Annotated in this window: 16 protein-coding genes and 1 tRNA gene; 6 read left to right on the top strand and 11 right to left on the bottom strand. The window is 63.5% G+C overall.

The annotated features are described in order from the left end of the window. Positions 1 to 92: 92 nt before the first annotated feature. The 4 genes from XH93_RS22325 to XH93_RS22310 all read right to left on the bottom strand — a co-directional run bounded on the left by XH93_RS22325 (position 93) and on the right by XH93_RS22310 (position 2,940). Positions 93 to 1,382, bottom strand: coding sequence for a hemolysin family protein (locus XH93_RS22325; RefSeq protein ID WP_194469167.1), 1,290 nt, complete (start codon positions 1,380 to 1,382; stop codon positions 93 to 95). Between the two features lie 425 nt (positions 1,383 to 1,807). Further along, on the bottom strand, positions 1,808 to 2,200 hold the full coding sequence (locus XH93_RS42410; protein WP_246799269.1) for a hypothetical protein: 393 nt from the start codon (positions 2,198 to 2,200) through the stop codon (positions 1,808 to 1,810). A 69-nt stretch (positions 2,201 to 2,269) separates the two neighbouring features. After that, positions 2,270 to 2,473, bottom strand: coding sequence for a hypothetical protein (locus tag XH93_RS22315; protein WP_194469166.1), 204 nt, complete (start codon positions 2,471 to 2,473; stop codon positions 2,270 to 2,272). Positions 2,474 to 2,640: 167 nt separating this feature from the next. Then, positions 2,641 to 2,940 (bottom strand): hypothetical protein, encoded by a 300-nt coding sequence (locus tag XH93_RS22310; protein ID WP_139483452.1) that lies wholly within the window; start codon positions 2,938 to 2,940, stop codon positions 2,641 to 2,643. Positions 2,941 to 3,042: 102 nt separating this feature from the next. Between XH93_RS22310 and XH93_RS22305 the strand changes: the two genes are divergently transcribed. The 5 genes from XH93_RS22305 (at position 3,043) to XH93_RS22285 (ending at position 6,901) form a co-directional block, all read left to right on the top strand. Continuing rightward, positions 3,043 to 3,528, top strand: a complete 486-nt coding sequence (locus XH93_RS22305) for a hypothetical protein (RefSeq protein ID WP_194469165.1) — start codon at positions 3,043 to 3,045, stop codon at positions 3,526 to 3,528. 748 nt (positions 3,529 to 4,276) lie between these two features. Beyond that, a complete protein-coding gene (locus tag XH93_RS22300; protein WP_194469164.1) occupies positions 4,277 to 5,128 on the top strand; it encodes a 3-hydroxybutyryl-CoA dehydrogenase in 852 nt (283 codons plus the stop codon). 644 nt (positions 5,129 to 5,772) lie between these two features. After that, positions 5,773 to 6,027 carry a DUF3551 domain-containing protein gene (locus XH93_RS22295; RefSeq protein WP_194475293.1) on the top strand — a complete coding sequence of 85 codons (255 nt, stop codon included), beginning with the start codon at positions 5,773 to 5,775 and terminating at the stop codon, positions 6,025 to 6,027. Positions 6,028 to 6,250: 223 nt separating this feature from the next. Continuing rightward, on the top strand, positions 6,251 to 6,415 hold the full coding sequence (locus XH93_RS22290; RefSeq protein WP_194469163.1) for a hypothetical protein: 165 nt from the start codon (positions 6,251 to 6,253) through the stop codon (positions 6,413 to 6,415). 27 nt (positions 6,416 to 6,442) lie between these two features. Next, complete coding sequence (locus XH93_RS22285; protein WP_194469162.1) at positions 6,443 to 6,901, top strand: hypothetical protein; 459 nt, start codon at positions 6,443 to 6,445, stop codon at positions 6,899 to 6,901. Positions 6,902 to 6,911: 10 nt separating this feature from the next. Here XH93_RS22285 and XH93_RS22280 read toward each other — a convergent pair whose 3' ends face one another. Continuing rightward, entirely contained in the window at positions 6,912 to 7,133 is a 222-nt protein-coding gene (locus tag XH93_RS22280) for a hypothetical protein (protein WP_194469161.1), read from the bottom strand. Positions 7,134 to 7,706: 573 nt separating this feature from the next. On the opposite strand from XH93_RS22280, the gene XH93_RS22275 reads away from it, so the two are divergent. Next, positions 7,707 to 7,916: a hypothetical protein gene (locus XH93_RS22275; RefSeq protein ID WP_139483462.1), complete on the top strand. Its 210-nt coding sequence runs from the start codon at positions 7,707 to 7,709 to the stop codon at positions 7,914 to 7,916. 172 nt (positions 7,917 to 8,088) lie between these two features. Here the strand turns inward: XH93_RS22275 and XH93_RS22270 are convergent, their stop codons facing one another. The 6 genes from XH93_RS22270 to XH93_RS22245 form a co-directional block, all read right to left on the bottom strand. Next, on the bottom strand, positions 8,089 to 8,382 hold the full coding sequence (locus XH93_RS22270) for a hypothetical protein (protein ID WP_194469160.1): 294 nt from the start codon (positions 8,380 to 8,382) through the stop codon (positions 8,089 to 8,091). A gap of 1,317 nt (positions 8,383 to 9,699) precedes the next feature. Then, positions 9,700 to 9,924: a hypothetical protein gene (locus XH93_RS22265; RefSeq protein WP_194475291.1), complete on the bottom strand. Its 225-nt coding sequence runs from the start codon at positions 9,922 to 9,924 to the stop codon at positions 9,700 to 9,702. Further along, the gene (locus XH93_RS22260; protein WP_210340394.1) at positions 9,912 to 10,211 is read right to left on the bottom strand and encodes a hypothetical protein; all 300 of its coding nucleotides are present in this window, start codon (positions 10,209 to 10,211) and stop codon (positions 9,912 to 9,914) included. Before XH93_RS22260 ends, XH93_RS22265 begins: the two co-directional genes overlap by 13 nt. A gap of 128 nt (positions 10,212 to 10,339) precedes the next feature. Then, positions 10,340 to 10,415 (bottom strand) — tRNA-Lys (locus tag XH93_RS22255). Between the two features lie 215 nt (positions 10,416 to 10,630). Continuing rightward, a complete protein-coding gene (locus XH93_RS22250) occupies positions 10,631 to 13,498 on the bottom strand; it encodes a glycosyltransferase (protein ID WP_194469158.1) in 2,868 nt (955 codons plus the stop codon). A gap of 191 nt (positions 13,499 to 13,689) precedes the next feature. Continuing rightward, positions 13,690 to 14,292 (bottom strand): beta-1-3, beta-1-6-glucan biosynthesis protein, encoded by a 603-nt coding sequence (locus tag XH93_RS22245; RefSeq protein ID WP_194469157.1) that lies wholly within the window; start codon positions 14,290 to 14,292, stop codon positions 13,690 to 13,692. Positions 14,293 to 14,317 lie beyond the last annotated feature (25 nt).

The following is a 14,317-nucleotide window of genomic DNA, read 5'->3' as shown; positions in this document are numbered from 1 at the left end:
GTGGGTTGGCCGGGAGGGTTATGCCGATAGCACAGTGGGGCTGTCCGTTTCGCTGTCCTGCCCGTTATCAACAGGAGGGCCGGGAGGCAATGTCAGGCGGCCGGCTTGCGGCTCGCCAGCACCTTGTCGATGCGCCTTCCGTCGAGATCGACGATCTCGAACTCCCAGCCCTGCGCCAGGGTTTTGGCGCCGACATCGGGGATCGCGCCGAACTCGTGCAGCAGAAATCCCGCCGCCGTCTGGTAGGGCCGCGGCGAGGGCAGCGTGATGCCGAGCAGTTCGCTGAACTCCAGCGCCGGCATCCAGCCCGAGATCAAATAGGAGCCGTCGTCGCGCCTGACGTAAGCGGGCTCGGCGGGGCCCTGTTCGGTGTGGAAGGCGCCGACGATCGCCTCCAGAATGTCGGCGCTGGTGACGACGCCCTGGAAGGTGCCGTATTCGTCATGCACGAGGCCGATATGGACGGCGGAGTCGCGCAGGATCGCGACCACGTCGCGGGCGTCGACGGTCTCCGGGATGATCGGCGCATCGCGGGTCAGCGCGCGGACGTCGGGGGCCTGGCCGGCGAGATAGACGTCGAGCACGTCCTTGGCCTGCACGATGCCGAGCGCGTGGTCGCGGTTGCCGTCGAACACCACGCAGCGCGAGTGATTGCTCTTCTGCAGCGCCGCCAGGATGTCGGGCGCGGGATCGGCGAGGTCGATCAGGCTGACCTCGTGGCGCGGCGTCATCACGGCGCCGACCGGCAGATCGCCGAGCCGCATCACGCCGGCGATCATCTCCTTCTCGCCGGGCTCCAGCACGCCGGCGTTCTCGGCCTCCACCACCAGCGTCTTGATCTCGTCCTCGCTGACGCGGTCCTGCGCATCGTCGCGATGGCCGAGCACCCACAGCAAAAGCTTGCCGGAGCGATCCAGCAGCCATACGACCGGCAGCGACAGCTTGGCCATCATCGTCATCGCCGGCGCCACGCGCACCGCGATCGACTCGGGATCGCGCAGCGCGATCTGCTTCGGCACCAATTCGCCGACGATCAGCGAGGCATAGGTGATCACGCCGACCACGACGCCGACGCCGACCGCGTCGGAAAGGCTCGACGACATCCCGAACTCGAGCAGCCATTGCGAGAGGCGCTGGCCGAGTGTTGCGCCGGAAAACGCGCCCGACAGCACGCCGATCAGGGTGATGCCGATCTGCACCGTGGAGAGGAATTTTCCGGGATCGGAGGCCAGCGCCAGCGCGCGGCGCGAGCCGCTGACGCCTTTCTCGACCAGCGCGGCGAGCCGCGCCGGGCGCGAGGAGACGATGGCGAGCTCCGACATCGACAACAGACCGTTGACGACGATCAACACCGCCACGATCGCAAGTTCCAGATATAGCACGGGAGTCCCTGAAGCATTTTGGCGGCGTTCGCCGCGGCACCACGGCCCCTATATAGCCGGACCGTTGCGGTTTTGCTGTGCCTTGTGCGACCACGCGCAACCGTCGATGCGCATGACGCGCATGCAGCGGAAAATCGCGGCATTTTGGCGCGTGGTGAGTGCGTCGACCGCCGTCTCGCAGGGGGCGCCAACCAAAACCCGAAAAACAACCCCATGCAAAGTAGCCGGTGGGCGGACGCTCGAAACAAGCAACTCGAAACAAGCAACTTGACACGTCGGGCAAGTCAGGGTTATTTTTCCAAAATTCCGAAATCGTGGCGGGTGCGACGCGCTATGGGCGTGGCCGGTAGGCATGTGCGAAAGCTTTGGCGTCTGCGAAAGCTTTGGCGTCGATGGCGCGCGCGAACGAAAGCAGGAGCGGCAGGCTAGCTCCAGGCCAGCAGCCGCAGCTCCGGCTTGGCGAACTTCTTGGAGGGCGTCGGCGGCGGCACCGGCGGTCGATCGGATGCCGCCTGCAAGTGCATGCGCAAATCCGCGGTGCACTGCTTCATCTGGTTGCGCAATTCGCGCCGGGAGAACGTGGTCATCGAGGGATCGGCAAGCTGTTGCCAGGCCTGCCGCAGCCATTCCTGCAGCTCGCGAATCTTTTGATCCAGAACCTTCTGGTCCAGGATCTTCTGATCCTGGGCCCATTGATCCAGAGCCGTTTGACGCGAGACTTTTTGATGCGAGACTTCGGGGTGGGCCATGTCGCCGATATCCCAGGAAGCGATCGGTTGTGAAGTAACGCTGATTCGCGTCGTTTCACCTAGCGCCATCTTGAGCGACGAAGCTGTCTGTACCGGCGCGGCACTGCGGCAGGCCGCGATGCGAGAGTGGACGCTGCGTCAGCGCGTCTCGCCGGGAGGGGAGCGCACGAAATCTAGCGCGAGCGGCAGCGCGAGGACGAGCGCGGTGATCATCGAGAGGTGACGGGTTTGCACCGCCGACAGGCCGAGATCGTTCTGCGCGACATAAGCGAGCATGATCGCGGCGTATCCGGCCACGCAGACCGCGACGATGATGCTGGCGAAATCGATCTTGCTGTCCATGGCGCCGCCGGTTGCTCGTAGAGCCGGTGTAGCGCGGCCGAGACCGGCGCAATTATGAGCTGGATCACGGCTGCGTTGCGCTAAAGCGCGATGAGATTGGATTGAATCCTTGTTTGCGCATGATCTGTTCGGAGAACCGCTTCGCGCTTTTCCGGATCATGCTCGAGCTACTCGACGCAGAAATAGGTGCGCGGCACGACGCGGGCGGCGGTGTAGCGATAATACGGACGGTAGGCGAAGCCGCGGTAGATCGCCGGCGGCTCGCTGTAGAGGGCGCCATGATAGGCGTTGAACACCGGGCCTGCCGTGCAGCGATACGGCATCGGGCTCGGCGGATACGGCGTCACCACGGCGAGCTCGGGCGGGATGGCCGGCCAGCGTTCCACGGCCTGCGCAGACCGTTCGGCGGCCACCAGGGCTAGGGCAGCAAGGGTGGCGATCGCGGCAAGCGCCAGAGCGCGTTTCATCTGCTCACCTCATCGCGGCCGAAGCGGCCGGTGGGACAAGGTTGCCAGCAATCCCGCTGACGGTCCACGGCCGGCCGCAGATTAAAGCGCGATGAGATTGGGTTGAATCATCATCGCGCTTTGGCTCTTTGTTTGAGCATGATCTTTTCGGAAAACCGCTTCACACTTTTCCGGATCATGCTCTATTTCCCGCGCGGCAGCGTGACCGGGACGTGCGGCGAGGTGCTCACCACACGCGGGCTTCCATCGGGATTGCGGGGTTGGCCGTTAAGCAGGGTCTCGAGATACAAAAAGAATTTTTCGGCAAGCATGGGCGTAGCCCTCGTCGTGTATTCCCGTACGTCGCGGGCGCTCGCTGGACAATTCAATCAACAAAATGCGATGCGCGCCGGCACTGCGATGCTGCGGCGCGTGTGCGTCGATGTTCAATCCGTGAGATTACCGGCCATCCGTGCCGCCCGGGCTTGTCGCAGCCGTGACCTTCCAGGGCGCCCGAAGCGCCTCGTCGGCCTGGCGGGCGCAGCGCTCGGGAACCAGCCCGCGCTGCGTGGTCACGCAGCGGGCAGGCGCGTCGAGCTCTTGGGATAACGCCTCAAAGCGCCACAGGGTGACGGGCGCCGCTACCGAGCAATGTTCGCAGCGCAATGGCGTGCCGCCGCCCAAGTATCGTCCACGCCGGAACGTCTCTGGCGACGCGGGTTGTTTACAGGTCGGGCAAGCCAGCGCGAGCTTGCTTGCCTTCCACCATTGAACCACGCGAAACACCGCACCCCTCGGGCATTGCCGCCCATTGCCACAATTGTGACAATTTAGCGAAGTCGCCACAATTGGGCAATGTCGGTTGGCGGGGGACGCGGCAGTTAGCCACGCCTTTCAGCGCAGTGTCCGGGACGGCTAGAGGGCACCGATCTATCTGAGTTGGTTAGTGAATTCCTAAGAATTGTGGGTGCAGGCTGTGAGCGCATCACACAGTTCCTTCAAGGATGCGGGTTAGCAATTCGGATCATGGACAGGCAGAACGACACCGACGATCGAATCGTACCCGCGTTACGCCAGCGCTATGGACGGCTGGCTTGGTGGATCGTCCGGTTCAATCGGATGTTCGAGCCGTCCCGCGTCGCCGAGCCGACACGGACCTACCTGCCGCCGCGTACCGCCGTTCCGCCCAGGCGCCCGCTGCCGCCGCGTCCCGAATAGCGCCTCCACGAAGACCTGCGAGCCCCCGTATCGGCGGCCGGACCGGGCTGCTATGCATGCGGCAGCGGCGGACGGCTGGTCCGCTTTTGGCGATGCGCGTCACGGGGACCGGGCGCAAGCGACGAGAAGGACGAATACAATGATTGAGACGGTTGGCATCATCGGCGCGGGGACCATGGGCAACGGCATCGCCCAGGTGTGCGCAGCGGCGGGGCTCGACGTCACCATGGTCGATATTTCCGACGCGGCCGTGCAACGCGGCCTGAAGACGGTGGGGGCGAGCCTCGAGCGCCTGGTCAACAAGGAGAAGATGACCGCGGCCGATCGCGACGCGACGCTGGCGCGCATTACCGCGACCACGGACAAGGGCAAGCTCGCCGCCTGCGACCTCGTGATCGAGGCGGCGACCGAGAACGAGGACCTGAAGGTCAAGATCCTCAAGGATCTCTGTGCCGGCCTGAAGCCGAGCGCGCTGGTCGCGACCAACACCTCGTCGATCTCGATCACCAAGCTTGCGGCGGCGACCGATCGCCCCGACCGCTTCATCGGCATGCACTTCTTCAATCCGGTGCCTGTGATGGCGCTGCTCGAACTGATCCGCGGCCTGCAGACCTCTGATGACACCGTCGCCAAGGCCGATGCATTTGCAAAGCGCGTCGGCAAGGTCGCGATCACGGCGAAGAACAGCCCGGGCTTTGCCGTCAACCGCATCCTGTGCCCGATGATCAACGAGGCGATCTTCGCGCTGCAGGAGGGCATTGCGACCGCCGAGGAGATCGATGCCGGCATGAAGCTCGGCTGCAATCACCCGATCGGGCCGCTCGCGCTCGCCGACCTGATCGGGCTCGACACCATGCTCTCGGTGATGGAGGTGTTTTACACCGGCTTCAACGATCCAAAATATCGGCCCGCGCCGCTGTTGAAGGAGATGGTCGATGCCGGTCATCTCGGCCGCAAGACCGGCCAGGGATTCTACAGCTACAGCAAGTGACGTCTTTCGGTGTGCGCGCCGCTGCCGGCGCAGACACCGTAGTGATCCGGAATGGATCGCACGCAAGACCTGACGTAACACGCGGCTCATCCGCCGCGTGAGGCGGGGGACAAAAGACACGAGGCCCGGGCTCCTAGGCACACCGGGCCTCGTGTTGTCTTTGCGGGCGCCCGCAGTCTGCGCGCCTTGCTCACTCTCTGGAAAAATCAACGGCGCGGTCGCTGCGTCAGCATTCTCGGTCATTCCGGGAAGCGCCGCAGGCGCAGACCCGGAATCTCGAGGTTATGAGGACTCATCCCGGGATTCTCCGGTGCGCGCTTGCGCACCTGAGAGGATGTGAGGCTTTGTCCTCACACACCGCTGTCATCGCCCGGCCTTGACCGGGCGATCCAGTACGCCGCGGCCTCTCGGTTCATTCACCACTGCCTCTGGAATACTGTCATCACCCGCCTGCGCGGGTGATGACACCGAGCAAGTTGAGCAAGCCATCCCGTCATCCTTGTATGCGGATGCGCAGGTGAGGGGCGTGCCGTCCACCCGCGCGCAGCCTCACAGCGAGTTGAGCGGCGGCTGGAAACCTCGCGTCGCCGCCGCCCGTACCCTACATCACGGCTGGGAGCCGAAGGTGAGAAGGAATTGGAATGATGCGCAGGACGATTTTGGCGGTTTTGGCGTTCACGGCACTCGGCTCGCTGGCGGGCGCGGCGTCGCCGGCCGCGGCTGCGACGTATGACTATCCCTGGTGCGCCCAGGGCCGGCAGGAGGGATATCCCGGCGACTGCAACTACCGGACCTACGAGCAGTGCCAGGCCTCGGTGTCGGGCCGCGACGCCTATTGCGGCGTCAATCCGCGCTTTGGGTTCGGCCAGCAGCGGAGCTCGCCGCGAGCGTTCCACTAAGGCGCATCGCGCTTTAGCTCTTTGTTCGAGCATGATCTTTTCGGAAAACCGCTTCACACTTTTCCGGATCATGCTCTGAGGGCCGCCGCAACCGAAATCAGCAACAACGACATGCGGCGCGCCGCCGGCGGAAGGCGGCGAGCCGCGGAACGCGACCATCCGGCACGATGGTTGCTTCATGGATCCGATGGGCCACATCGAATCCTCTGCATTGGAGAGCCAAATGGGCGAGGTCATCAGGTTCATCTCGAAGTCGGAACGCGAGCGCGCGCGTCTGATCCGCGAAGCCCGCGCCAACTACGAGCGCATCTTTCCATCGGGCGGCTCCGGGCAGGCCGAGACAGGTTCGTCCGGAAGTAACGCGGACCAGGTGTCGTCCGAACCTTGAGCGCGCATCTGAACTGGGGAGCGGGCGATGTGGAAACGGTTGTGGCAGACATGGACGATCGACAAGCCGGCGGCGCTTGGTGACTTGCTGTGGCAGGTCCTGGTCGTCGACTTCGCGGCCTTGCTGGATCGGCTGACCCTGCGCAGGATCATCGCGCTGATCCCGCTCGTCCTGGTGATCGCTGCCTATGTGCACCGGATCCCGGTTCCTCCGGAGTTGATGCTGGTCGGCGATCTCTTTGCCTATATCGACGTGTTCTCGATGGTGTTCCTGATCGGCCTGTTGACGCGGATGTCGACCGTCCTGGTCGTGGTCAAGCAGGCCGTCGATCTTGCGCGCAGGCTGTTGCAGCGTGTGCCGGGCACCTTGCGTCGGCTCGATGTCCGCCATCGCCGCGCCAAGGACAGCACCCGCCGCAAGCACCTCGGCCGCGCCACAACGGACGATGATGACGGCGCCGTCATGCCCGGCCTCGCCTGGGCGTAGATCGTCGCGCCTATTGCGGCCGTCCGATCTGAGATTCGAGCTCGTCGGCCGCGGAGCCTTCGGAGGAAGCGCGGTGCCCTGCCTGGCGATGCGAGCTGGAGAGGTCGGTCACGCCGAGCCGGGATCGGTGATACGCGATGCCCATCTGCACGCTCCAGACGCCGAACAGCAGCGCGCCCGCAGCACACGCCGCGACGAAAGCCCAATCGCGTTTCTTCATCAGCTCGAACAAGGCCAAACCCACAGCAAGCGTTCCGCGGCCACGTCCGGGGCCGGGCGGGCCCGGAGGAACGTCCCGCTCCATCAACAAGCCCGAAGTGGCAGCACTAAGGCATTGATTTCTTTCGTGCAAGAGGTGGTATCACGAGGCATATAGAACCAGAGGTAGTTTTAGCCGATTCTTGATCGGCGAGGATCCAACTGCCGATCTGCAACGAGGGCGGCCGAGACATCGCGGCTTTGTGGGCACAGCAGCCGCGCGACCGCCGGTCGCGCCGCGCAGGAAAAAGCCCCGCCGAGCGTGAGCTCTGGAGCGGGGCTTTCCTGGGGGTGCCTTGGAGGCAGATTGATGTTGCATCGTCACGCCGGGCGTTGCCAGTCACATGCGCTGGAGGTGGAGACCCTCTCAAAGCAAAACCACGCGAGCAAGGCGCGGCGCAATTGCGAGCGCGCTGCGGATTTCAGGATAACCTGCGCAGCACTGCGGGACCCGATCACTGCATTAAGAAATCGCAACGTGATCTCGCAGGCTTGTGAGTGGCAGACGGAGTCCGTGCGACTATTTTGGTGGCCGCGGAGGGCAGCGATGAAATACAGCGCCGAACTCGTCCAGACGATGCGTGATGCGTTAGAAGCCGTGATGGCCAAGGTGCCGAGAGACCAGGTCGTGTTCGGTCTCAAGGCCGCAGTCGCCGAATACATCCTGGTCACCGCCGCGCACGGCCAGACATCCTACGACGGGCTGGTGGCGTCCGCGTCGGATCAGGTGCAGACGATCATTTCGATGCTGACGTGAGCGCCGACACCGGCTTGTCTCTGGTCGTCCCAGGAAAAGTACGCCGCCGGTCTCAAAAATACACGCCCGGCGGCGCTTCCTTCCTGAACTGGGACACTGAAATCCCCAGCGTCACTCGAAGTGCATGGACCGTGCCACGGGCAGCATGGACTGTGCCACGGGCCTGCATCGGCTAGGACAGTGGCCGGCATGCCGTCACGAACACCGTCTTGCTGCACTGCCAGTCGCTGCCGAGCGCGGCGTTCGAGACGTGCTTGGGAGCGGTGACCGCCACCAATAGAACCGCGCCCGCGGCCAGACAAACTGCGATGGCAAGGGTGCGCAAGCTGCCTGCCCACGTTACGGCGGAGGCCGCGCTCTGCTGGCGACGCCGCAACCAGCCGCCTATGTCGGCCGATCGGCGGAGATGGGCGTTACGCAAAACCTGATCGAGATCCTGGAATTGAATGCCACTGTCTTGCTGCATGGCTTGACCCCTGAAATTTGCAGGTAAGAAAACGATGCAGGGATGCTGGGCGCAGTTTGTTTCGCCTTCGCTTCAACGGGCAGAAATGATGTTTCGTTCACGGAGAGGTTATCGGTCCGACGGCGATGAGCCCGCGCGATCGTCAATGTGGCCCCGCACAAAAAACCACGCCGCCGAGCTTGAAATACAGCATCCCGGCGGCGTCACGTTCTTCCAGCCCTGGGCCCTGAAATCCCCAGTGGCCAAAACCTAGCAATGATCAAACCGATGAACTGTTGCCTGGTTCACACAAACTGAAAAAAGAGAGGCTGACGCCAGGGCTGTACGCCAGCCCCTCCGAAACGTGACCGTACTCTACTGTCGTCCCCAACGGTCCCGTCCCTTGGAGAAGCCTGCGCCTATGAGGTTGCTGATTTGCTAACGGAGGCCGTTTTCCCGCTCCAGCGGAGTACCTCGTCAGATTTTGCCAGGTGCACGGCGACGTGGAGTACAGTTCGGGGCTGCCGCGGATGTACCGGCGCGCTCTGCTGAACCGAGGCGGCCTGCCCACTGGCGCCCGCGCTACAGCAGACGGAACGACGGCTTCAACGATCCCCCTTTGCTGAGGCCGTTCGTAGTGACGGCCTCGGCGCGCCGCCCGCGCTGGGGCCGTTCTGTTGCGTCGCTTAGGCCGGTAGGGAGGCGTTGTTGCAGGCCCTTGATCGCCGCTTGGATCGCATCCTATAGGCCGTCATCAGGCCCGCCTTGCGGCTCTCAGTCGGGAATCCTCGGCGGGTCGGACCGTCCAATCCCGATTAACGCGACTTTAGTCGTATCAAGATACCATTCTCGCAGTAGTTGCACGAATCGGATTTCTGGTAGCATCTCTCCAATGGCTATTGCATGAGCAGAATTATGCAGCTTTATTTCGGTGTCAGCACTCCTGAAGAATGGAGTGATCGGTATGAACAGTCGATGCGAGAGACTGCGTTCCGGACCTCGCCAACATATGATTCAAAACTTGGTGCTATCTCGGCTTGGTTGCGCAGAGGAGAGATGGAAGCTGCTTCCCTACATACCGGCAATTGGAATCCGGATCTTTTGCGAAAGTCACTTGATGGACTTAGAACGCTAAGCAAAGCAAAAGCGCCTGGATACTTTCTGCCACGTGCTAGGAAGATTTGCGCAGAGGCTGGCGTTGCAGTTGTCTTTGTTCGAGCTCCTACCGGATGTCGTGCGAGCGGCGCTACCAGATTCATTTCGCGCTCAAAGGCAATGGTCGTACTCAGCTTCCGCTATCTTTCGGATGATCATTTTTGGTTCACGTTTTTCCACGAGCTAGTCTGCAAACCATCTAGCGGGCGAGGGGGCAAAACAGGACACAAAACTATCGACCACATTCGCAGTACCACTATTTGACGCCGGGTTTAGCGTTTCATATTTCCGATGATTGCCGAAGGCTCCTCTGATGTGTTGATAGTTGCTTTCGAGCCAGTTACGGAAAGCTCTGGGATTGGCTGATACCCGCGACCATGTCCAGCGGGACTTGCCTAACCGCCAAATACAATCCCGTCCTCGGCATCTTTCTTGTACTGAGGGACGTAAGGCTGGATAGAATCGAGTTTGTTATCACCTGAGAGATACCAGACTAGCTCGCCTAGCGAGCTGAACAGTTTGCCACGCGTCTCCGACCGACTCAGTCTCGCGCGCGAGTTGGTAATCTCAATAAGGGCACCGATCGTTTCAACAAACGCGCCTCGGGTAGCCGTGACGGTGTCGTTCTTTCTTGCGAGTAGCTTGGGATAAATTTCCAGAAGGGCGCCGTCTAAAGTTTCGGCAGAAATGAACATTGACAAGCCAGAATATGCATCAGTTAAGCTTTAAAACTGAAGGTAGCAAAACTCTTCGATTCGTGGCAGCGCTACTTTCGTAGCGTTGTGAGAGGGTTATTGAAAGTTGTGCTAACTATCTGATTGTTTGGTGAGCGCGGAGGGACTCGAACCCTCGACCCCATGATTAAAAGTCACGTGCTCTACCGCCTGAGCTACGCGCTCACTCACCTGAGCATAGCATCCGGATGTCGGCGGTGGCCTGTATCCGGGGATCACGCTCCAGTCCGCGCTGTGTAGGGGGCGGGGCCCATCGGGTCAATAGCCGAGGGCGCCGCGATGGCGTTCCCGTGTGGCTAAATTTGCCTTGGCGGCGCCGGTGGTTAGGAGAATGTCTTCACCCTGCCGGCGGCGCTGTCCACGGCGTTCGGGCCGCCGTCTCAGCCGTCCTGGCGCATTTCGCTGGCGACCGGCTGGCTGGGGGCGGCGACCGAGGGCAGGCTGACCGGGCGCAGGCCGATCAGTTCCGCGGTGCGGATCGCGCTGTTGCGCCAGAATGCGAATTCGTTGATCCGCGAATTCTCCAGAATCGCGATCGACACCGCGGCGAGGAACGGCAGGCTTTGCAGCACCAGCACGCCGGCGAAGATGTAGATCTCGCGCACCTGCTTGAAGCCGTTGGTGGCGACCAGCACGGCGGCGCCGACCAGCAGCAGCACACCGATCACGGCCTCCCAGAACGCCTGGAATTCGATCGACATCCGCGACAGCCCGCCCTTGGAGGTGCGCGCGAAGGCGAGGTGCTCGGTGATCAGGCCCTGCGCCACCGCGCGCGACACCGTCCACTGCACGCTCATCGCGGCGATCATGGCGCCCAGCATCTGGCCGGCCTTGATGTTCACTCGCAGCCGGTACAGCGCGACGAAATGCACCAGCGAGACGATGAAGGAGGCGATGATCGGCAGGGTCAGGATCTTGTCGGGGATCGCGATGTCGGCGAAGGCGACGATCGGCACCCAGATCAGATTGAGGATCGCGACCACGACGCCGAGGCTTTCGGCGCCGAGCCAGTTCAGCCAGCCGAGCGAGAATTCGCGGCGCTGATCCGGCGTCAGGCGGCTGGCGCCGGGCAGGAAGCGCCGCCAGTGCTTCTTGACGATCTGGAAGCCGCCATAGGCCCAGCGGTGGCGCTGCTTCTTGAAGGCTTCATAGGTGTCGGGCAAGAGGCCCTCGCCATAGCGCACATTGGTGTAGTGCGTGAGCCAGCCCTGCTGCTGGATCGTGAGGCCGAGGTCGGTGTCCTCGCAGATCGTGTCGCTTGACCAGCCGCCGGCCTTGTCCATCGCGGCGCGGCGGATCAGGCACATCGTGCCGTGCACGATGATGGCGTTGAACTCGTTGCGCTGGACCATGCCGATGTCGAAGAAGCCGGCATATTCGCCGTTCATGATGTAGTGCATCAGCGAGCGGTCGCCGTCGCGATGCTCCTGCGGCGCCTGCACCAGGCCGACGCGCGGATCGGCGAACGCCGGCACGAGGTCCTTCAGCCAGTCCGGATGCACGACGTAGTCGGCGTCGATGATGCCGATGATCTCGGCGTCCGCCGCGGTGCGCTCCATCGCGATGCGCAGCGCGCCGGCCTTGAAGCCCTGCACCTTCTCGGCGTTGATGAACTTGAAGCGCTCGCCGAGCTGCCGGCAGTGATCCTGGATCGGCCGCCAGAAGTCGGGATCCGGCGTGTTGTTGATGATGCAGACGCATTCGAAGTTCGGGTAGTCGAGCCGCGACACCGCATCCAGCGTCTGCTTCAGCATCTCGACCGGCTCGAAATAGGCCGGGATGTGGATCGAGACTTTTGGGAACGACAGGTTTTCGCCCATCGTGGCCGGCGCCAGCGGCGCGCTCTGGCCGATCAGCCGGCGCGGGCCGCGGCCGAACGCGACAGCCGCGATCTCCTCGATCCGCGCCATCGCGATAAGTACGAGGGGAACCAGGAGCACGAGGCCGAGCGTGAGCGCGAAGGCCGAGCCCCAGACGAAGTAGTGCGTGGTCCAGTAGGCGAACACGGTCGCCACCCAGGCGCCGACGCCGTTCGCCGCGGCCGACAGCGCGAAGGCCTGCATCACGGTCGGCGAATCCAGCCGCAGGATCGGCAGCGACATGAACAGGCCGACGAGGACGGCGACCAGCGCGATCTTCCAGTAGTTCAGGTTGGTGATCGGGCCGGTCCAGGCGAACTTGGCCTCGCGGTCGGCGTTGAGGACGCCCCAATAGGGACCGACGCCGCCTTCGAAGAACTTCCAGGGCTGATCGATCGCCTCGACGATGTTGTAGTCCATGCCGATGGCGTCGGCGCGCGAGACGAAGTTGCGCAGCACCGTGGCCTGCTGGAACGCGCCGGGCTCGGCGCTGCGCAGGTTGTAGCCCTGGCTCGGCCAGCCGAACTCGGCGATCAGGATGCGTTTGCCGGGGAACGAATCGCGCAGCAAATTGTAGCGGTCGACCGCCTGGTCCACCGCCTGTTTGTCGGTGAAGTTTTCCCAGTACGGCAGCACGTGGGCGGCGACGAAGTCGGTCGAATTGGCGAGCGACGGATGGTCGCGCCAGATGTTCCAGATTTCGCCGGTGGTGACGGGAACGTTGACCGATTTCTTGACGCTTTGGACCACCCTGATCAGGCGGTGCACGTTGTTTTCGGCAATCGCCCATTTCATCGCCTCGGACCGCTTGTCCTCGGGCTGCACTTCGGCGTCGCGAAGCCGCGCGTCCTCCTCGCGCTGGATCCGCGGGGCGTCGTCGCGCATGAAGCGGGCAAATTCCTCGCGGAAGCGCTCGGCTTCTTCCGGGCTGGGGTCGGGCTTCGGCAGCGGTCCGAGATTCTCGATCGGGACCTGCTCGCCGCGATACACGGTTTCGTTGCCGACGATGATGCCGATGACGTTGCTGTTGCGCTTGGCGAGATTGATGGCGGCCAGGAGCTCGCGGCTGTTGCGGTCGCCGTTCTTGTCGATCCAGGCGCCGACCGTGACCTTCATGCCGAACTCGGCGGCGATCGGCGGCACGATCTCGTTGCCCTCGGTCGACGAATAGAGGCGGACCGCCTTGGTGAGGGTGGACAGCTTTCGGAGGTCGGCGCGCACCTTCTCGGCGTCGCCGTCGACGGCGACATGGCCCGGCTCGAACGGAGCGTAGGACAGGCTCGGCAGCGTGCCACGGAAATCAGGCGCCGACTGTTTCTCCTGGAACAGGCCCCACAGGGCGGCGTGAGCGGCGGTGACAAGCAACAGGACGGCGACGACGGCGCGCATCGCGGTTAAACCATACGGGGCCTGAGATTGAGGATAAAGCGAACCCGTCCCCTGGGTTCGACCGGCGTGGCGGCGGATGCAAGGATAACTCCGCCACACGATTTAACAACTGGTATGCCGCGATGGCGTTTTAAGGGCGCAAGCCGTTCCAGACGCGAAAAAATCGCGGCCGGCGCCTGACCCCGATGCGGCTATTTGGCAGGCGGCGCCGGAGACGCGGACGGCGCCGGCGCAGGCGAGGGGGACGCGGCCGGCGCGGGGGCGGCATTACCCGCCGTTGACGGCGAAGGCGTCGGCGGCGTCGCAGCCGCCGTCGCGGCCTGCGGCTGGGCGCCGGGGTTGATCCAGCAGGCGTGGATGCGGCCGTCGAGGCTGCCCCGCACCTTGTCGTCGATCTGGGCGCCGAACCGGGTCAGGCAGCGGAAGGTGGCCTGGACGTGGCCGCCGGGGCAGCCGAACCGGTCGTAGAGGTCGAGATGGCGGAAGGCGGTGTCGAGGTCGTCGTTCCACATCAGGCGGACGACGCGGCGGCCGAGCCAGACGCATTCCGGGTTGCCGGCCGGGCCGTTGATCGCCTGCTGGGCCTCGACGAATTCCTCGACCTTGCGCTGGTTGGCTTCCCGCGCGGCATTTGCGGTGTCGGCCGGATTGCCGGACTGCTGCTTGGCCTGGTCCTGCGGATTGGGCGTGCCGCTCTGGGCGAAAGCGCCACTGGTGCCGATCAAGAGCGCAAGGCCCGTTGCGGCAAGATGGCGCAAACCAGTGTTCTTCAACTCAAGCAGCCGTCGACGCATGCATTCCCCGATATGTGTTCCTGCC

Origin of the sequence: Bradyrhizobium sp. CCBAU 51753, from assembly GCF_015291565.1 — a bacterium.
GTDB lineage: Bacteria > Pseudomonadota > Alphaproteobacteria > Rhizobiales > Xanthobacteraceae > Bradyrhizobium > Bradyrhizobium ivorense.
The sequence above is the reverse complement of the archived record's forward strand: the minus strand, read 5'-3'. Positions and strand labels throughout refer to the sequence as shown.

Excerpts from the sequence above, each read along its gene's own strand:
- XH93_RS22245 (WP_194469157.1), bottom strand. The coding sequence starts at position 14,292 with ATGCGTCGACGGCTGCTTGAGTTGAAGAACACTGGTTTGCGCCATCTT.
- XH93_RS22250 (WP_194469158.1), bottom strand. The coding sequence starts at position 13,498 with ATGCGCGCCGTCGTCGCCGTCCTGTTGCTTGTCACCGCCGCTCACGCC.
- XH93_RS22290 (WP_194469163.1), top strand. The coding sequence starts at position 6,251 with ATGGGCGAGGTCATCAGGTTCATCTCGAAGTCGGAACGCGAGCGCGCG.
- XH93_RS22285 (WP_194469162.1), top strand. The coding sequence starts at position 6,443 with ATGTGGAAACGGTTGTGGCAGACATGGACGATCGACAAGCCGGCGGCG.
- XH93_RS22260 (WP_210340394.1), bottom strand. The coding sequence starts at position 10,211 with ATGTTCATTTCTGCCGAAACTTTAGACGGCGCCCTTCTGGAAATTTAT.
- XH93_RS22315 (WP_194469166.1), bottom strand. The coding sequence starts at position 2,473 with ATGGACAGCAAGATCGATTTCGCCAGCATCATCGTCGCGGTCTGCGTG.
- XH93_RS22275 (WP_139483462.1), top strand. The coding sequence starts at position 7,707 with ATGAAATACAGCGCCGAACTCGTCCAGACGATGCGTGATGCGTTAGAA.
- XH93_RS22295 (WP_194475293.1), top strand. The coding sequence starts at position 5,773 with ATGCGCAGGACGATTTTGGCGGTTTTGGCGTTCACGGCACTCGGCTCG.
- XH93_RS22300 (WP_194469164.1), top strand. The coding sequence starts at position 4,277 with ATGATTGAGACGGTTGGCATCATCGGCGCGGGGACCATGGGCAACGGC.
- XH93_RS22310 (WP_139483452.1), bottom strand. The coding sequence starts at position 2,940 with ATGAAACGCGCTCTGGCGCTTGCCGCGATCGCCACCCTTGCTGCCCTA.
- XH93_RS42410 (WP_246799269.1), bottom strand. The coding sequence starts at position 2,200 with ATGGCGCTAGGTGAAACGACGCGAATCAGCGTTACTTCACAACCGATC.
- XH93_RS22270 (WP_194469160.1), bottom strand. The coding sequence starts at position 8,382 with ATGCAGCAAGACAGTGGCATTCAATTCCAGGATCTCGATCAGGTTTTG.